The sequence below is a fragment of the Streptomyces sp. NBC_00659 genome, assembly GCF_036226925.1.
Classification (GTDB): domain Bacteria; phylum Actinomycetota; class Actinomycetes; order Streptomycetales; family Streptomycetaceae; genus Streptomyces.
The window spans coordinates 6,744,993-6,763,693 of the sequence record NZ_CP109031.1; the positions used below are offsets into that span (position 1 = coordinate 6,744,993).

11 protein-coding genes are annotated in these 18,701 nt (G+C 71.8%); 4 read left to right on the forward strand and 7 right to left on the reverse strand.

Features of this window, described 5'->3' with window-relative positions:
* Positions 1–236: 236 nt before the first annotated feature.
* Together OG410_RS29625 and OG410_RS29630 are read right to left on the reverse strand one after the other, a co-directional pair.
* The gene (locus OG410_RS29625; protein WP_326785221.1) at positions 237–1,619 is read right to left on the reverse strand and encodes an aspartate aminotransferase family protein; all 1,383 of its coding nucleotides are present in this window, start codon (positions 1,617–1,619) and stop codon (positions 237–239) included.
* A complete protein-coding gene (locus tag OG410_RS29630; protein WP_329301888.1) occupies positions 1,604–2,119 on the reverse strand; it encodes an Lrp/AsnC family transcriptional regulator in 516 nt (171 codons plus the stop codon). Before OG410_RS29630 ends, OG410_RS29625 begins: the two co-directional genes overlap by 16 nt.
* A 187-nt stretch (positions 2,120–2,306) precedes the next feature.
* Here OG410_RS29630 and OG410_RS29635 point away from each other — a divergent pair, with 187 nt between their 5' ends.
* Positions 2,307–3,746 carry a gamma-aminobutyraldehyde dehydrogenase gene (locus tag OG410_RS29635; protein ID WP_329301889.1) on the forward strand — a complete coding sequence of 480 codons (1,440 nt, stop codon included), beginning with the start codon at positions 2,307–2,309 and terminating at the stop codon, positions 3,744–3,746.
* Positions 3,747–3,852: 106 nt separating this feature from the next.
* Here OG410_RS29635 and OG410_RS29640 read toward each other — a convergent pair whose 3' ends face one another.
* Positions 3,853–4,512 (reverse strand): hypothetical protein, encoded by a 660-nt coding sequence (locus OG410_RS29640; RefSeq protein ID WP_329301890.1) that lies wholly within the window; start codon positions 4,510–4,512, stop codon positions 3,853–3,855.
* Positions 4,513–4,826: 314 nt separating this feature from the next.
* Between OG410_RS29640 and OG410_RS29645 the strand changes: the two genes are divergently transcribed.
* Genes OG410_RS29645 through OG410_RS29655 form a run of 3 tightly spaced genes read left to right on the forward strand, consistent with a single transcriptional unit; the run spans position 4,827 to position 8,137 of the window.
* Positions 4,827–5,483 carry a response regulator transcription factor gene (locus OG410_RS29645; protein ID WP_329301891.1) on the forward strand — a complete coding sequence of 219 codons (657 nt, stop codon included), beginning with the start codon at positions 4,827–4,829 and terminating at the stop codon, positions 5,481–5,483.
* On the forward strand, positions 5,480–6,895 hold the full coding sequence (locus OG410_RS29650) for a sensor histidine kinase (protein WP_329301892.1): 1,416 nt from the start codon (positions 5,480–5,482) through the stop codon (positions 6,893–6,895). Before OG410_RS29645 ends, OG410_RS29650 begins: the two co-directional genes overlap by 4 nt.
* Before the next feature lie 51 nt (positions 6,896–6,946).
* Positions 6,947–8,137 (forward strand): polyamine ABC transporter substrate-binding protein, encoded by a 1,191-nt coding sequence (locus OG410_RS29655; protein WP_329301893.1) that lies wholly within the window; start codon positions 6,947–6,949, stop codon positions 8,135–8,137.
* A 13-nt stretch (positions 8,138–8,150) separates the two neighbouring features.
* Here the strand turns inward: OG410_RS29655 and OG410_RS29660 are convergent, their stop codons facing one another.
* The 4 genes from OG410_RS29660 to OG410_RS29675 form a co-directional block, all read right to left on the reverse strand.
* Positions 8,151–9,209 (reverse strand): PucR family transcriptional regulator, encoded by a 1,059-nt coding sequence (locus OG410_RS29660; protein WP_329301894.1) that lies wholly within the window; start codon positions 9,207–9,209, stop codon positions 8,151–8,153.
* Positions 9,210–9,582: 373 nt separating this feature from the next.
* Positions 9,583–12,921 carry an ATP-binding protein gene (locus OG410_RS29665; protein WP_329301895.1) on the reverse strand — a complete coding sequence of 1,113 codons (3,339 nt, stop codon included), beginning with the start codon at positions 12,919–12,921 and terminating at the stop codon, positions 9,583–9,585.
* A gap of 119 nt (positions 12,922–13,040) precedes the next feature.
* Positions 13,041–16,010 (reverse strand): FG-GAP repeat domain-containing protein, encoded by a 2,970-nt coding sequence (locus OG410_RS29670; protein ID WP_329301896.1) that lies wholly within the window; start codon positions 16,008–16,010, stop codon positions 13,041–13,043.
* The gene (locus OG410_RS29675; protein ID WP_329301897.1) at positions 16,010–18,568 is read right to left on the reverse strand and encodes a S8 family serine peptidase; all 2,559 of its coding nucleotides are present in this window, start codon (positions 18,566–18,568) and stop codon (positions 16,010–16,012) included. The genes OG410_RS29670 and OG410_RS29675 overlap by 1 nt, the downstream gene beginning before the upstream one ends.
* Positions 18,569–18,701: the final 133 nt, after the last annotated feature.

The window sequence follows — 18,701 nt, forward strand, 5'->3', positions numbered from 1 at the left end:
GGCGATCTCTTCGAGGTCGCTCGGTCCCCCGGACGGGGGAACGAAGGCAGGGCCGATCGGTCAAGGGGCACGCTAGGGAGTCGGGGCCGGGAGGCCGGACAGCACGCGGCCCCGGGCCGCCCATTCTCACTCGAACGGGCGCCACCGGGGCCGGTGTTGATCAGTCAAACGGAAGACCGGAGCCCGCCGGGGGGAACCGGCGGGCCGAGCTCACGGCCGGGGCCGACGGGGTGCGGTCAGAGCTTGGTCCACGCCTCCGTCAGGACCTGACGGACGATCCCCTCGATCTCGTCGAAGGTCGACTGGTCGGAGATCAGCGGCGGCGACAGCTGGATGACCGGGTCACCGCGGTCGTCGGCGCGGCAGTAGAGGCCGTACTCGAAGAGCTTCTTGGAGACGAAGCCGTAGAGCACGCGCTCCGACTCCTCGTCCGTGAAGGTCTCCTTGGTGGCCTTGTCCTTCACCAGCTCGATGCCGTAGAAGAAGCCGTTGCCGCGGACGTCGCCGACGATCGGCAGGTCGTGCAGCTTCTGCAGGGTCTGCAGGAAGTTGGCCTCGTTGTCCAGCACGTGCTGGTTCAGGCCCTCACGCTCGAAGATGTCGAGGTTGGTGAGCGCCACGGCCGCGGAGACCGGGTGGCCGCCGAACGTGTAGCCGTGCAGGAAGGTGTTGTCGCCCTTGTAGAACGGCTCGGCGACGCGGTCGGAGACGATGCACGCGCCGATCGGGGAGTAGCCCGAGGTCATGCCCTTGGCGCAGGTGATCATGTCCGGTACGTAGCCGAACTTGTCGCAGCCGAACATCGTGCCGAGGCGGCCGAAGGCGCAGATGACCTCGTCGGAGACCAGCAGCACGTCGTACTTGTCGCAGATCTCGCGCACGCGCTGGAAGTAGCCGGGCGGCGGCGGGAAGCAGCCGCCGGCGTTCTGCACCGGCTCCAGAAAGACCGCGGCGACGGTGTCCGGGCCCTCGAAGAGGATCTCCTGCTCGATCTGGTCGGCGGCCCAGCGGCCGTAGGCCTCCGGGTCGTCGCCGAAGAGCGGGGCGCGGTAGATGTTGGTGTTGGGGACCTTGTGGGCACCCGGGACCAGCGGCTCGAAGGGGGCCTTCAGAGCCGGCAGGCCGGTGATCGACAGGGCGCCCTGCGGGGTGCCGTGGTAGGCGACCGCACGCGAGATGACCTTGTACTTGGTCGGCTTGCCCTGCAGCTTGAAGTACTGCTTGGCCAGCTTCCACGCGGTCTCGACGGCCTCGCCGCCACCGGTGGTGAAGAACACCTTGTTCAGGTCGCCCGGCGCGTGGTGCGCGAGACGCTCGGCCAGCTCGATGGCCTTGGGGTGGGCGTAGGACCACACCGGGAAGAAGGCCAGCTCCTGGGCCTGCTTGAAGGCCGTCTCGGCCAGCTCGGTGCGGCCGTGGCCGGCCTGGACCACGAACAGGCCCGCGAGACCGTCGAGGTAGCGCTTGCCCTTGTCGTCGTAGATGTAGGTGCCCTCACCGCGGACGATGGTGGGGACGGGCGCGTTCTCGTACGAGGACATGCGGGTGAAGTGCATCCACAGGTGGTCGTACGCGGTCTTGCTGAGGTCCTTGGTGCTCACGGCTATCGGGTTCCCCACATGTAGGTCTGCTTCTTGAGCTTGAGGTAGACGAAGCTCTCGGTGGAGCGCACCCCGGGCAGGGCCCGGATGCGTTTGTTGATGACGTCCAGCAGGTGGTCGTCGTCCTCGCAGACGATCTCGGCGAGGATGTCGAACGAGCCCGCGGTCATCACCACGTACTCGACTTCCGACATGGCAGTCAGCGCTTCGGCCACCGGGTCGAGGTCGCCTTCGACGTTGACACCGACCATCGCCTGCCTGCGGAACCCCACGGTGAGCGGGTCCGTGACGGCGACGATCTGCATGACGCCCTGGTCGAGCAGCTTCTGGACCCGCTGGCGCACGGCGGCCTCGGAGAGGCCCACGGCCTTGCCGATCGCGGCGTACGGGCGGCGTCCGTCCTGCTGGAGCTGCTCGATGATGGCGAGGGAGACGGTGTCCAACTGGGGACTGCCGTTCCTGGACTCGCGGGAGTCCCTGGGTTCCGCACTTCGACTGGCCACGAGCTCACTGTGCACGACGTCTCGACAGTTCCGCAAGCATGCGGCGATGAAATTCGTTGTTTACGGCTACGCGTCTTGCGGATTTCGCAGCTCTGGGCCGTTCGGGGGTGTTGAAAACGTGGAGCCACGGATTAGGGTGGGGCCCAGGCATCTCAGGTAGTGGACACCTGGGCCGTTGGACATCCGACAGGAGGGCCGGGCAGTGAGCACCGAGCTGCGTCGTCTGCGCAATTACATCGACGGAGAGTTCCGCGATGCCGCCGATGGACGGACCACGGAGGTGGTCAACCCCGCGACCGGCGAGGCGTACGCGACCGCGCCGCTCTCCGGCGAGGCGGACGTGGACGCCGCCATGGCGGCCGCCGCCGCGGCCTTTCCGCAGTGGCGGGACAAGACCCCCTCCGAGCGCCAGAAGGCGCTCCTGAAGATCGCGGACGCGTTCGAGGAGCGGGCCGAGGAACTGATCGCGGCCGAGGTGGAGAACACCGGCAAGCCGATCGGTCTGACCCGGTCCGAGGAAATCCCGCCGATGGTCGACCAGATCCGCTTCTTCGCGGGTGCCGCCCGCATGCTCGAGGGCCGCTCGGCCGGCGAGTACATGGAGGGCATGACCTCGATCGTCCGCCGCGAGCCCGTCGGCGTCTGCGCCCAGGTCGCGCCGTGGAACTACCCGATGATGATGGCGGTGTGGAAGTTCGCCCCGGCCCTCGCGGCGGGCAACACGGTCGTCCTGAAGCCGTCGGACACCACCCCGGCCTCCACCGTCCTGATCGCCGACATCCTCGGCGGCATCCTGCCCAAGGGCGTCTTCAACGTCATCTGCGGCGACCGCGACACCGGCCGCGCGATGGTCGAGCACCCGACCCCGGCGATGGCGTCCATCACCGGCTCCGTCCGTGCCGGCATCTCGGTCGCCGAGTCGGCGTCCAAGGACGTCAAGCGCGTCCACCTGGAGCTGGGCGGCAAGGCCCCGGTCGTCGTCTTCGAGGACACCGACATCCCCAAGGCCGTCGAGGACATCTCGGTCGCGGGCTTCTTCAACGCCGGCCAGGACTGCACGGCCGCGACCCGCGTCCTCGTCCAGGACTCCATCCACGACGAGTTCGTCGCGGCGCTCGCCAAGGCCGCCGCCGAGACCAAGACCGGTCAGCCGGACGACGAGGACGTGCTCTACGGCCCCCTGAACAACCCCAACCAGCTCAAGCAGGTCGCCGGGTTCATCGAGCGCCTGCCCGCGCACGCCAAGGTCGAGGCGGGCGGTCAGCAGGTCGGCGACAAGGGCTACTTCTACGCCGCCACCGTCGTCTCCGGCCTCAAGCAGGACGACGAGATCATCCAGAACGAGGTCTTCGGCCCGGTCATCACCGTGCAGTCCTTCTCGGACGAGGCCCAGGCGATCGAGTGGGCCAACGGCGTCGACTTCGCCCTCGCCTCCTCGGTGTGGACCAAGGACCACGGCCGGGCGATGCGTCTGTCCAAGTCCCTCGACTTCGGCTGCGTGTGGATCAACACCCACATCCCGCTGGTGGCCGAGATGCCGCACGGCGGCTTCAAGAAGTCCGGCTACGGCAAGGACCTGTCGGGCTACGGCTTCGAGGACTACACGCGCATCAAGCACGTGATGACGTCGCTGGACGGCTGACCGCCGGCCGGTCGAGCGGCGTTCACGCTCTGCTCGTACGCACCACGTGGCCCCGGACGGGAGTCGATCCCGGCCGGGGCCACGGTGTTCCCCCCGGGTGTTCGGCTCAGACGCTCTCGGTCACGCTGGAGAGCGTGGGTCCGCCGGGTGCGCCCGCTTTCCCGTCCCCCTTCTCCGTGTGGAAGCCGGGCAGCTCGCCGGAGCCTCCGACGGAGCCGCCGACAGGGCTTCCGCCGGATCCGGTGCCGGGCTTGCCGGGCTTGCCCGGAACGGGCAGCGGAGGCAGACCGGCGCCCGGCGAGAGGGTGATGCCGGCCTTCTTCAGGATCGGCGAGCACGCCTTCACGGCGGCCCGGTAGCTCTTGGACGCCGGGTCGAATCCCTTCGACGCCCCCACCCTCACGTTGAACCGGATGTGACCCCGCTTGTCCTTCGAGGCGTGGAACGCGGGGAAGACCTTCTGGCCGTGGCCGCGCATGCACGCCGCGAACGCGTCGTCGGCGGTGTTCACGTCGCCGGGCGCGTGCGAGGTCGGCCGGTAGCCGATGGCCGGCACGGCTCCTCCGGGCGGCAGACTGCCCTTCGGCGGCTGCCCGGTCACGTGCTGCGTGAGCCGGGCGGACGCGGCGGTCCACGCCGTCGCCGTGGTCACGGTGGACCTGTCGGACGCCGAAGCGGCCGAGGCGCTGACGGTCCCGAGGGTGGCGGCCGAGATCAAGGCGCAGGCCAGGGCGAGTCGTTGTGGCCGAGTGGCCAGTGCACGCATGAGTTTCCTCCATGGGGCGGGCGGCGGTGCCGCCGGGTCGGACGCGTTGGCGCACGGTGGCGCACCACCGCGCCGTCACGTGTCGTGGCTCGACCGTCAGGGCGGGGTGCGCGGTGTCGTGTTGTGCTCCAGCCAAGCCCGGCGGCGGTTACGGCACGGGAACAGCCGTCCTTATCGCGAACCGACGGCGAACCGACGGCGAACCGACGGCGAGCCGGAGGCGTACGCCGCGACGGCCGGGCCCGGCCGGGGGGCGGGGCTCGCACAGGGAACGCTTATCCCCGTGTAACCCCCGGGCCGCCACACTGACCGCCATGCGTGTGCTGGTGGTCGAGGACCATGAGGAACTGGCCGAGACCGTGGCCGCCGGGCTGCGCCGCGAGGGCATGGCGGTCGATCTCGCGCTGGACGGGCCCACGGCGCTGGAGCGCGCCACGGTCAACGCGTACGACGTCGTCGTGCTCGACCGCGATCTGCCCGGCGTCCACGGCGACCAGGTGTGCCGCACGCTGGCCGCGGGCGGCAGCCGGGCGAGGGTGCTGATGCTGACCGCGTCCGGCACGGTGGCCGACCGGGTCATGGGACTCGGCCTCGGTGCCGACGACTATCTGCCCAAGCCGTTCGCCTTCGCCGAACTCGTCGCACGGGTACGGGCCCTGGCGCGACGCGCGCAGCCCGCGCTGCCCCCTGTCCTGGTCCGCGGGGAACTGCGGCTCGACCCGGCGCGGCGGCAGGCGACCCGGGGCGGTTCGGGGCTCGCCCTCAGCCCGAAGGAGTTCGCCGTGCTCGAACTCCTGCTGGCTGCGCAGGGTGCCGTGGTCTCCACCGAGGAACTCCTGGAGCGGGCCTGGGACGAGGCGGCCGACCCCTTCAGCCAGACCGTGAAGGTCACGGTGAGCCGGCTGCGCCGCAAACTGGGGGAGCCGCAGCTGATCGCGACGGTGGACCGGTCGGGGTACCGGATCGCATGACGGACGCATCCGCCGGAGCCCACCGCCCGGCCCCGCACGGCACGCGCCCGCGGCCGGCACCGCCCGGCCGCCTTCGGTGGCGGGCATCGCGGACCACCAGCGGGTGGCCGGCCCTCGGCGGTGTCCGGTGGCGGCTCGCCCCGCGCAGCATTCGCTGGCGGCTGACCCTGCTCTACAGCGCGCTGTTCGTGGTGGCGGGGGCCGCCCTGCTCGGCTTCACCTATCTGCTGGCGTCGCGGACCGCGCCGTCGACGGCGGTCGGGGGATCGTCCTTCGCCCCCGGGCAGCCCGGGGGCGAAGGACAGACCCCCGATCCGCCGACGCTGACGATGTACGCCGAGGCCCTGCGCGCCGATCAACTGCACCAGTTGCTCGTCGAGGCGGGCGTCGCGCTCGCCGTGATGACCTTCGCCTCCGTGGCCCTGGGCTGGCTCATGGCGGGACGCGTCCTCGCGCCGCTGCGCACGATGACCTCGGCCGCCCGGCGGATCTCCGCGGACAACCTCCGCCAGCGGCTGGCGGTGCCGGGGCCCGAGGACGAACTCAAAGCCATGGCGGACACCTTCGACGACGTACTGGGGCGGCTGGAGGGCGCGTTCGAGGCGCAGAAGCAGTTCGTCGCCAACGCGTCCCACGAACTGCGCACTCCGCTCACGCTCCAGCAGGCGATCGTGGACGTCGCGCTCGCCGACCCGGGGGCGTCGGTGGAGAGCCTGCGGGCCGCGTGCCTGCGCGTTCGTGCCGCCGGGCAGGAACAGGAGCGCCTCATCGACGCCCTGTTGACCCTCGCGCGCAGTCAACGCGGGCTTCAGTGCAGGGAGTTCGTCGACCTCGCCGAGACGGTGCGGGAGCTGCTGCCGGACGGCGGGCCCGGGACCGGCGGGCCGCGGGTGCGGGCCGACCTCGGCTCCGCGCCCGTGCTGGGCGACCCCCAGCTGATCGAACGCCTGGTGGTCAACCTCGCCGACAACGCCGTACGGCACAACACCCTTGGGGACCAGGAGAGCTGGGTCCAGCTGTGGACCGGGACGGAGGCGGGGCGCCCGGTCCTGCGGATCGACAACACCGGCCCGGTGATCCCGCACGACCAGGTGGCCGGACTCTTCCAGCCGTTCCGGCGGCTGGGAGCGGAACGGACCGGGACGCACCCGCGCGGGAAGGGCCGCCCCCGCGATGGCCTCGGGCTCGGCCTGTCCATCGTCACGGCCGTCGCCACCGCCCACGGCGGCACGGTCGAGGCATGGCCCCGTCCGCGCGGCGGCCTGTCCGTGAGGGTCGCGTTCCCGCCGTGCGCACCGCCCGCGTCGAGGCCGGGCCAGGCGCAGGGCCGGGGACGGGCGGCCGTCGCGCGCGCGGAGTTCCCGGAACCCAGGGAAACGGATCGACAGGGTGTCGGGCCGACGGGCGACTGATCGACGCAGCGTCCATTGTCCCGGCCGAGCCCGGGTCGGCATGCTTCGCGCGTGCCAGTGAATCGGAAGACCTCGCCCCCCTCCCGCCGGTCCCTGCTGCGCGCCCTGGGCGGCGGTGCCGCGCTCGGAGCGCTCGCGGGATGCGGGGTACCGGCGGCGTACGTGGGACCGGGCGAGCGGGCCGGAGTGGACCTCTCCGCCACGGACAAGCGGCTGACCTGGGCGAACTGGCCCCTGTACATCGACACCGACGACGAGGACAGCACCCGGCGGCCGACGCTGGAGGCGTTCGGGAAGCGCACCGGGATCTCCGTCGACTACATCGAGGAGATCAACGACAACGACGAGTTCTTCGGCAAGATCAGCCCGTCCCTGATGAACCACCAGCGGACCGGCCGCGACCTCATCGTCATCAGCGACTGGATGTGCGCCCGTTTCGTCCGGCTCGGCTGGGTCCAGGAGATGGACCGGTCCCGGCAGCCGAACGTCGTCAAGTACCTGGACCCGCTGCTGAGTTCGCCCGCCTTCGACCCCGGCCGCAAGTCCTCGGTGCCGTGGCAGTCGGGGATCACCGGTATCGCGTACAACCGCCGCAGGGTCGGCCGCGAGATCCGCCACGTCTCGGATCTGTGGGCCGACGACCTCAAGGGCCGGGTCACCCTGCTCTCCGGCCTGGACGAGGCGTTCGCGCTGCTCATGCAGGGCAACGGCGTCGACATCACGAAGTGGCGGGCCGACGACTTCCACCAGGTGTGCGATCAGGTCGAGAAGCAGGTACGCCGCGGCCAGATCCGCCGCTTCACCGGCAACGACTACATCAAGGACCTCGCCGGCGGGGACGTGCTGGCCTGCCAGGCCTACTCGGGCGACGTGATCCAGCTCCAGGCCGACGACCCCGACATCCGCTTCGTCGTCCCCGAGGAGGGCGCCGAACTGTGGGCCGAGTCGCTGATGATCCCCGACCTGGCCCGGCACAAGGCCAACGCCGAGAAGCTCGTCGACTACTACTACGAGCCCGAGGTCGCCGCCGAACTGGCCGCCTGGGTCAACTACGTCTGTCCGGTCCCCGCCGCCCAGGCCATCCTCGCCTCCTCCAAGGACAAGGACACCGCCGCCCTCGCCGAGGACCCGCTGATCTTCCCGGACACGACGATGCGCAGGCGTCTCGCGATCGCCCGCGACATCACCGCCACCGAACGCACGGAGTTCGCCAAGCGCTGGAACGCGATAGCCGGCCTGTGACGGACAGCCGGGGTCAGAGGTCCTGGGCGGGCCAGTCCAGCAGCCGTGCCCCGATCACCGCGGTCTGGAGCATGTAGCGGTGGGCCGGATCGGCCGGGTTGGCGCCGGTGAGTTTGTGGATGCGTTCCAGGCGGTAGGTCAGGGCGCGCACGCTCAGGGTCAGGCGGCGGGCGGCCTCGGCGGCGACGCAGCCGCAGTCGAAGTACGCGGTGAGGGTGTCCAGGAGGGGCTGGGCGCCGCCGCGGCTTGTTCTGAGCGGTCCCAGGGCGTCGAGGACGAGGTCGGCCATGGCCTGGCGGTCGCGGGTCAGGACCGGGTAGACGAGCAGGTCCGCAGAGCGCAGGACCGGTTCGTCGAGGCCCAGGCGCTCGCCCAGTTCCAGGGTGTTGAGCGCTTCCTCGTAGGACTGGACGACTCCGCCGGCTCCTGGTTGAGGGCGGCCGATGGCGACGCGTCCGCCGTCGGTGGCGGCATGAGCCTGCTGGGCGAAACAGGTGAGGATCTCGTCCTGATGGCCGGGGGCGACGCACAGCAGTCGTCCGTCCTTGGTGGTGATCAGGATGCTGCGGTCGCCGAAGCGGCCGATGAGCGCGTGCTCGACCTGTCGGGGCACCGCGTCGCCCTCGTCGTAGGCGGCCGGGCCCTCGGCGACGGCGACCGCGTGCGCGTGGGACAGCCGCAGGCCGAAGCGCTCGGCGCGCTCGGCGAGACGGCCCAGGTCGCTGCGGCCGTACAGGAGATCGTCGATGAACTCCCGGCGCGCGGCCTCTTCTTGTCGAACGGCCTGGCGCTGCGCGCGTTCGTAGCCCTCGGCGAAGGCGTCTATCGCCTGCTGCACGGCGGTGAGCGCGATGTCGACGGACCCGGGTGAGTGGGGCCAGGCGGAGCGCGCGGCGGTCAGGTGCTCGCTGACGAGGGTGCGCAGTCCGTGTCCGGCCTCCGCCGCCTGCTCACCCAGGGCGCGCCGGGACTCGATCTCCACGCGGGTGAGGCGCCGGCCGGTGGCCGAGACGGCGGCCAGGATCTCGGCGTAGCCGTGCAGATAGTGCGCGGGATTCTCCCGGTCGGTCACGTCGTCTCCCGGATCCTGACGCGTCGGTGACGGACTCTCAGCGGCTCACCGGCATGCAGACCCTAGTGAACATTGCCGGGAATCGGCAATGCGCCTACGCGCCCCGGCCGTGCACCATGACGTGCGGGGAGCACTGCGAACGGCTCTGGTGCCGGACACCGGCAGATGGTGCCCGGCCCGGGGCCTGGAGGTGAGCGGTCGCCGCCCAGGTGCGCCACGTGGGGGAGGGCGGTCGGGGGGATGGGGCCGGTCCTGCCGGGAACAGGCAATCTCCCGCCCCCCGGAGTGCCGGGCGACAAGAGGGCTCCTCGTGTGAGCGCGATCCCCGCGGCATCCGGCCCTTCTCGGCCTCGTGGCCGGTGCCGAGCCGGTGTCACGGTTCACGCAGCAGGTCCCGGGCCCGGGCCAGCCGGCGGGTTCCGGCCGGGTAGGGCAGCGCCCGGGCCAGCGACTCGGCCCGCGTCAGCTCCTTCGCGCCCTCCCGCGCCGGGGCGAGCCGCGACAGCGAGGTCCCGAGGACGATCCGTGCCTCCACCTCGGTGAGACGTTCCCCGGTCCGCTCGGCCCGGGCCGCCTCGGCGCGCGCGAGCCGCAGGGCGGCCTCGGTCCGCCCCGACAGGAGTTCCGCCCAGGCCACCAGGACCGGCGCGTCCTCGGTGTGACCGTCCAGGGCACGCAGCGCCTGGTCCGGGCGGCCGGTGCGCAGGGCGAGTTCGGCGCGCGCCGTGCGCACCTCGTGCTCCGCCTGCCGGTCCCCGAACTCGGCGGCGACCGCCTCCGCGCGGTCCAGCAGGGGCAGCGCCTCCCGCGCCGCGCCCGCGAAGACCCGTACGCGGGCCAGGGTCGCGAGGGCGTACGGAAGGCACCAGGCGTCGTACGCCTCCGCGCCCGCCACGGCTTGTTCGGCGAGGGCGAGGGCCGGCCCGGGTTCCTCGAGCAGCAGCCGCAGTTCCGCGAGGTTCCCGCGCTCGAACGCGGCGGCGGTCGGATCGCCGGACCGTTCGGCCAGGCCGAGCGCGCGGGTCCCGATCTCGACGGCCTCGCGCAGTCTTCCCGCCCGGCGCGCGTTCTCACGCAGCATCGACAGGACCGAGCCGAGGAGCGTCGGATCGCCGTAGGCCTCGGCCGGTGCCAGCGCCTGGTCGCCCGCTTCGCGTGCCTGGTCGAAGCGGCCGGCGAGCCCGAGGTTGGCGGCCTGCATCGCGAAGGCGCGGGCCACCAGCCTCAGGCCGGACGCTCCCGGTACGTTCCGCGCCGCGGTCAGGGCCTGCCGGGCGGCCTCGTGTCCGGCCGTGTACCGCCCCTGGACGCAGCGGACCACGGACAGGGCGAGGAAGTGAGCGGCGGCCGGTTCCGGCCCGGTGTCCGCGGTCACCGGGTGCTCCCGCAGCGTGCGGCGGGCGGAAGCCGTGGCGCTCGTCCTGACCAGGGTCTCGGCGAGCAGGGCCGAGGTGAGGACCGCGTCGTCGTGGTCCTCGCGCCGCTCGAACTCCGCCAGGGAGAGCAGCAGGGCGTCGGCCGCCTGCTCGAAGTGACCCATTCTCCGCAGGACATGGGCGTGCGCGAGCCGGGCGCGGGCCGCGTCGACGTCCAGCCGGGCCACCAGGTCGCGGTAGTAGCGGTCGGCGGTGTCGTTCGCGTACAGGGCCGCGGCCCGCTCCGCCGCGCGGCGCAGGTATTCGGCCGCGCGCGGATCGTCGGCGCGGGCGAAGTGGGAGGCCAGGGTGTCGACGGCATCGGGACGGCGCCGCCGGACCGCCTGCGCGAAAGCGGCGTGCAGTTGCCGGCGGCGGACCGCCGCGAGCTGTTCGTAGCAGGTCAGCCGGACCAGCGGATGCCGGAAGGCCACCCCTTCCTCGGACCGCCCGGCCACCACGACGGACCGTTCCTCGACGAGCGAGGCGGCGATGGCCTGTTCCAGGGCATCGGCCGCCGCGGCGCCGGCCACCGGAGGGTGCAGCCCGTGTTCGGCGACATCGAGCAGTTCGGACAACGCGGTGTCGCCGCCCGCCACGGAGAGCGCCTCGACGACGCGGCGCGCGTCCGCGTCGAGCCGTACGAGCCGGTCGGCCACCAGCCCCCGTACACCTTCGGGGGCGAGGCCTCCGCCGTTCTCGTCGGCCGGGCCATGAGCGAGTTCGAGGGCGAACAGCGGGTTTCCGAGGGAGAGTTCCCACACCTTCAGGGCCCGGTCGTCCCGCGACATGTCCGTGGCCGCGTCGCGGACGACGGCCAGGCACGCCTCCTTGTCGAGCCGGCCCAGTTCCTCGCGCACGGACAGGCGCTGACGCAGCAACGAGGCCACGATCGAGCGGCGCGGGTCACCGTCGGGGAGTTCTTCCTCGCGATACGTCACCAGGAACCGCAGCGCCGTCCCCCGCTCCGCGGACCGCCGGGCCAGATGGCCGAGCAACTGGTACGAGCCGGTGTCGGCGGCGTGCAGATCGTCGAGGACCATCAGTACCGGGCGCACCGCGGCCAGGTCGCCGAGCAGTGCCGCGCTCGCCCGGAACAGCCGGTCCCGTTCCTCCTCGGGACTGCGCTCGCCGGTCGTTCCCACCTGCCCCAGCGACGGCAGGAACGAGGCCAGTTCGGGATATTCGGCGCCGACCCGGGCGCGTTCGGCCGCACTGTGCCCGGCGAGCCATCCCTCCAGTGCCTCCGCGAAAGCCCCGTACGGTGTGTGCCCCTCCGCGTCCCGGCCCCCGCCCCACAGCACAGCGGTACCGGCGGAGGCGGCCCGCCGTGCCACCTCGCCGACCAGCCGGGTCTTGCCCACGCCCGCCTCGCCGGTGAGGAACGTGACCGGCGGGCCGTCCGCCGAGAGGAGCCGTTCGAGCACGGCGTCGCGGCCCCGCAGCACGGGCGCGCCGCGGCCGGTCCGCAGCGGGGCCGGGAGCAGGGGGGTGGCGGGGACGGGTGCGGGCGCCGCGGCCAGCGCGAGCCGGTGCAGCCGCTCCGTCTCCGGCCCCGGCCGCACGCCGAGTTCGGTGTCGAGCGTGTCGCGGCACACGTGGTACTGGTGCACGGCTCGCCGGCGCAGCCCCTGGCGCAGCCAGGCGTCGATGAGGAAGCGGTGGGCCAGCTCCTCGGCGGGGCTGGCGGCGAGGACCTGCTCGGCGAAGGCGGCCGCGTCGGCCGGGGCACCCCGTTCCAGGTGCTCGCCGGCGAGCCGGAGCAGCAGTTGTTCGCGCAGCAGCGTGAGACGGGCGCGCCGGTCGTCGGCCCAGCGCGCGTAGCGGTCCTCCGGGAGCATCTCACCGGTGAACCGTTCGAGGGCGCCGGTCAGTTCACCGATCCCGCCGTCGGCGAGGGCCGCGCGGGCCGCTGTCTCGGCCTCGTCGGCGTCGATCCACACGGTCGCGGGGTCGAGGTGGAGGAGCCCTCCGTCGGAGACGAGGTACGAGGAGGAGGCGCGTGGGGCGAGTTCGGGTTCGAGAGCGTGGCGCGCGGCGTGCAGGGCGACCCGCAGACTGCCCGCGGCGGCCTGCGGATCGGCGTCGGGCCAGCAGACGGCCATCGCCTGTTCGCGGTGCAGGCGGTGCGCGGGCGACACGGCGAGGAGTTTCACCAGGGCCCGGGCGCTGGGCCGGGGCCAACGTTCGGCGAGTGCGGGGCCGTCGTCCCGGGTGGCCCGAAAGCCGTTGAAAAGGTGCAGCCGCAGCAGAGGGGCCGACGGGGTCGTGCGGTGGGGCGGCTGCTGCGGACTCATCAGGGCGTCACTGTAGCCGAGCGTGCCGAGGACCCCCCGGGCGTGTGCCCGGGGGGTCCTCGGCCGAGCCGGCCGGCTCGGATCGGGTCAGGCCGGCTCAGGCCGGGTCGGGTACGCGCTCAGGAGAGCTTGTACGTGGTGACCTGGTGGATGGCGTTGTTCGGCAGGTAGTAGCGGCCGCCGAACTCCTCGGCCATCCGGTCGAGGCCGTTGTAGTCGCCCGTGAGCGAGAGCGCCTCGTCGGCCCCGTCGCCGTCCAGGTCGGCGGCGAGGTAGTCGCGCGCGCCCATGAGGGTCGCGCTGCCGACGCCGTTCGCCCAGCTGGCGTCGGACTCGAAGATGCTCGGGTCCCACAGGTAGAGCCCGCCCTCGACACCGGCGACCAGCAGCCTGCGGCCGCCGGGACCGGTCAGGAAGCCGCCGCCGTAGGACTGCGGCAGCACCCCGGCCTTGGAGTCCACGCCGTCGGCCTCGTACCGCCGGAAGGAGGCCGTGCCTCCCTCGTACAGCACACCGTTGTCGGCGAAGTAGCTGAAGTGCGTCCACAGGCCACCCGCGTAGCCGGAGTGCAGCACCTCACCGGTGCGGCCGTCGCGGATCTCGAAGTAGTTCCGCGGGCTGAGGGATTCGGCACCGTTGATCTCGATCGGGGCGGTGACGTTCCACTGGTAGACGACCGCGTGCCCGTCCGCGTACGGGATCTCCTGGGACGCGAGGATGCCGTCGTTCGGGGTGGCGGTGCGGACGCCGCCGACCGCCTCCGCCGGGGCCTTCGGTGCCACGTCCCAGCGGACCTTGCCGTTCCTGGCGTCGAGCGCGACGGCGTCGGTGACCGCGTCGGTCCGCTGGTACGCGTCGAGACTCGCGTAGGCCGCGTAGACCTTGCCGTCGTTCACGGACGGGTCGGTGAAGCGCACGTCGCCGGCGCTCTGGGGCGCGCTGTACGTCCACAGCGTGTGGCCGTCGCCGTAGTAGGCGCGCAGGGCGTCGGTCGGGACGAGGATGTCGAGCTCGCCGTCGCCGTTCAGGTCGGCCAGCTCGGCCGAGCGCACGTACTGGCCCGCGCCGCCCTCGATGGTGGCGAGGGTCCTGCCCGTCTTCCCGTCGAGGACGACCACGGCGGTGTCGGCCGCGACGACGATCTCCGGCTTGCCGTCTCCGTCGACGTCACCGGTCTCGATGTCGTGCACCGCGCCCGGCACGGTGGCCTGCCACAGCTTCTCGGGCTTGCCGCTCACCAGGGACGGACCCGAGTAGGCCCACACACCGTCGGACGATCCGGCCATGACGACGTCCTTCTTGCCGTCCTTGTCCAGGTCGGTGGCCTTGGCGTACGCGATGTCGCCCATCAGCGGCGTCACGTCCTCGGCCTTGCCGCTGCCGAGCTTGAACGTGCGGATGTTCTCCGCCTGGTCGACGACCCGCACGTGCGTGCCCCGGTCGTCGCTGAAGACGTCCTGGTACATCGGGGCGGCGGCGATGCCCTTCTGCTGCCACTTGATGTCGCCCTTGGCGGAGAAGACCGTCAAGGACGCGTACCGTGCGCCGCCGGGGTTGTTCGCCCCGTTGATCTCGCGGTCGTCCTGGGCGGAGGTGACCAGCCTGCCGTCGGCCATCTGCAGCCGCCAGACGCTCGCCGCGTCCTTGTCGTTGTCGGCGTCGCGCTTGACCGTGCTCGACCACAGCAGCGTGTCGGGGTCGGCGCCGTCGAGCACGCGCACGGTGCTGGCGTTGACCCAGTAGCCCTCGTCGAGCGAGGACTCGGCGACCGCGTACTCGGCGCCGTCCTCCGCGGTGAGGTCACCGACCGTCAGCGCGGTGGGCAGGACGTTGTCCCGGGTCTCCAGCGTGGCGCGGTGACCGGTTCTCAGATCGTAGGAGGCGACCTCGTAGCGCACGGCGTCCGTCGAGTCCTGCTGCTCCAGGGCGACGATCCGCTTGCGGCCCGCGTCCAGGCGCAGCTGACGGCCGTAGAGCATGCTGTCGGTCTGCCAGTCCACCGAGCCGTCCGCCGTGTCGAGCACGAGGGTGCGGCCGCGCGCGTCGACACCGGTGGCCTTGGCCAGGTTCCAGGTGAGGGCGACCTTGCCCTTGCCCAGGTCCTGGATGTCGCCCCAGTTGGCCTTGCGGGCCTCCCCGGTGTCGTACGTCCAGGTCTGTGCCGGGGTCAGCACGCCGTCCGCGGAGGAGAAGCGGATGCCGGTAAGGGTCATCGTGGCGGCGGCCGGGACCTTGGAGTCACCGCTCATCCGCGGCGCGTCGGCGACCAGCAGGGTGCCGTCGACGATCTTCACCATGGAGGCGCGGTTGTACAGCTTCGACCACACCGTCCTACCGGTCCTGCCGTCGAGGACCGTGACGAACGTGCCCGTGGTCAGCGACGAGCCCGGCGAGGTGAACGGACGCGGGTACGGCGTCGTGCCGACCTGCGCCGAGAAGACCATGTCCGGGACGCCGTCGCCGGTCAGGTCTCCGGTGGAGTACCCGTTGTCCGAGGTGGCGGAGAACGGCGAGACCGCGTTGTAGCCCATCAGGATCTGCGCCGGGTACGGCTCGGCCCGCCAGACCTGGGTCGGCTTGACCTGCCAGTCCGTGAAGAAGGAACTGCTGGTGCGGGCCCACACCTCACTGTCGTCGGCCGTGTGCCGCTGCACATAGCCCATGCTGTTGACGGTGAAGTAGTCGCCGTTCCTGCCGACGGGCACGGTGGCGCCCATACCGCGCACGCCTTCCAGCGTGGAGGCGCCGGTGAGCGTGACCTTGGTGGTCGGGTCGACGTCGGCGGTGGCGCCGTCGAGCTGGGAGCCGCTGTCGGTGTCGGTGCCGGAGCCGGTGTCCGTGCCGGTGCCTTCGTCGGCGGGCTTCGGGGCGTCGTCGGACTTCGGGCTGACCGTGCTCGTGCCGGTGGCGTCGGCGTACGGGTCGAGGCCGACGTGGGCGGCCAGCGTCTCAACCTCGGCGCTGGTCAGCTTCATGGCCGAGCCGCTGTCGTCGGCGGCCAGGGCCTGCGGGCTCGCGCTCAGGCACAGGCCCGCCGCGACCAGGGCGGAGGCGAGGCGCAGGGCCCGCCGGGACTGAGGGGCTCTCATCACTTGGCTCCCTGCGCGAAGCGGACGGCGGTGCCGTCGGCGATCACGGACTGGTTGTAGGAGTACTGGAGGGCGTCGGTGCCGGACTGGTTCGCGATGCCGACGGTGGCGCCCGCGCCCTTGTCGGCGACCGACTGGTACTGGACGGTCACGGAGCCGGTCGCCTCGTCGAAGACGACCTCGAAGGAGGAGCGCCCCGAAGTGCCGTTGGCGTAGGCGGCGTTGTTCCAGACGACGGCGAACCGGCGGCTGCCCGTGGTGCCGGTCGTGGCGGTCTGCACCGACGACTTCTTGTCGAGGGTCAGGTCGTCCCACAGCGGGGCGATGACACCCTTGACGCCGTTTGCGCCGGTCGTCGGCAGCGCGGTGTTGCCGTAGTCGCCGACGCGCGAGGACAGGAAATTGACCAGGCCGTCGGTGGTGACGGAGGCGGAGGAGTACGAGACCCCGTACAGGCTCACCGGGAAGGGCAGCGCGACGCTCGCGGAGTTCTCGTCACCGGTCAGCGCGACCTTCTTGGAGCCGGCGATCCAGGAGTACGCGGCCGGGGCGCAGCTGTTGCCGGAGCCGTCGGTGCGGGCCGGGACCCGGACGTCCTTGGCCAGGTCGGCGGAGGCGACGGTCGCGGTGCCGGTGTAGACGCCGTTGCACAGGACCGGCGCCGCGGGCTTCACCGTCAGGCCGTAGGTGCCCTCGGCGACCTTCGCGAAGCTGTAGGTGCCCTTGGCGTCGGTGGTGACGGCGGCGACCGGGGAGCCGGTCAACTCGACCGTGGCACCCGCGAGCGCCTTTCCGGAGACGTCGAGCACGGTGCCGCCGACCTCGTGCGAGGCCACCGCGGTCAGCGCGATGTCCTGGGTGAGGGCCTGGTTCTCGGTGACCGTGACGCCGCCGGCCGAGCCGGTCGCGTAGCCGTAGCCGCTGTAGGCGAGGGCGTATGTGCCGGCCGGCAGGGCGATCTTGTACGTGCCGTCGGCGGCGGTGGTGACGGTGCGGACGTCGCCGCCGGTACCGGTGGCGTTGACGGTGATGCCGGCGAGGGCCGCGCCGGTCGCCCTGTCGGTGACCGTGCCGGTGACGGTGGCCGCGGTGTGCGGGGCCAGGTCCACGGAGGCGAGGATGTCGAGCTTGCCCTCACCCCACACGTTGTTCATGCCGGCGGTGCCGCCGCAGTGGGTGTCGTCGACGTCGTGGGCGCCCTGGTCGAGCAGCGCACGGGTCTCGTCGATCTTGCCGATCAGCGAGGGGGCCGCCGACCACAGCAGCGCGACCGCGCCCGCGACGTGCGGGGTCGCCATCGACGTACCGGATATGGAGTTGTACGACGAACCCGGCCAGGTGGACCGGACGTTGACGCCCGGCGCCGAGATGTTCGGCTTCATCGAGCCGTCGACGAGAGAGGGGCCGAAGCCGGAGAAGGAGGCGATCGTGCCGGTGGAGTCGTAGGCGCCGACGCCGTAGGACGGGGCCTGCGAGCCGGGGGCGTGCGCGGTGGAGCAGGTCTTGCCGTCACCGTCGTTGCCGGCCGCGAACGCCTCGAAGATCCCGGCGGCGTTCCAGGCCTCGACGATGTCCTGGTAGAACGTCGTGTCGCCGCCGCCCCAGGAGTTGTTGACGATGTTCGGCGCGAGGTCCGGGCGCGGGTTCTGGCCGTTGTGGTCGGTCGGCGCGAGGATCCACTGTCCGGCCGCGAGCAGCGACGCGTCCGAGCAGGAGGAGGACTCGCAGCCCTTGGCGGCTATCCACTTGGCGTTCGGCGCGACACCGATGCCGTTCCTGCCGACCATCGTGCCCATCGTGTGGGTGCCGTGGCCGTTGTTGTCGCAGGGGACGCCGCCGGTGCCGCACTGGCCGGTCGGGTCGTACCAGTTGTAGTCGTGCGTGAAGGAGCCGTCGCCGTTGTTGCCGCGGTACTGGGCGACCAGGTCCGGGTGGTTGTACTGCACGCCCGAGTCGACGTTGGCGATGACGATGCCCTCGCCGCGGTCGTCGTACTGCTTCCACACGTCGTCGGCGTTGATGTCGGCGACGCCCCACTCGGGGGTGCCGTCACCGCTCGCCGAGGAGTCCGTGGCCGACTTGGTGATCCTGCTGTCGGCGGTCTCGATGTCGTCGAGCTTGTAGTGCTGCTCCTTGACGATCGACGCGACGTCCGAACGCCTCGCCAGCTCGTTCACGAGGTCCTGGTCACCGGTGACCTGGATCGCGTTCGCGATCCAGTAGTCCTGGTGGCCGATCTTCTTCTTGTCCAGGAAGGACGTGAGGGAGGCCTGGCTGTCCGCGGCGTTCGCGCGCAGCTCCTTGAAGGCGGCCCTGGCCCTCGCGGCGTGCGTCTTCTGCTTCTTGGCGCCGGACAGGTCCGCCTGATCCTTCAGGAGGACGAAGAACGTCGCGTCACCGCCCTTGGCCACGGCGGCGGTGAGCGTGGAGTCGACCTCGGCCGACGGGGCTGTGCCGGCGGCGAGCGCGGGTGTCGACGCGGTCAGCAGGGCGGTCGCGGTGAAGGCGGCCGCCGCCCAGACGGCGCGTCTGCGCCGGGGCGGTTGGGGCAGGTGCATCTGGGGTGCTCCTCCAGGAACGGTACGGGGGAGCTCGGACGCTAGGCAGACGCCGTTACTCGGGCATTACAGGGTTCGGCCCGGCCGTACAACTGCCCGCTTTCCAGGGCAAACCGGGCCGCGTACGCCCATA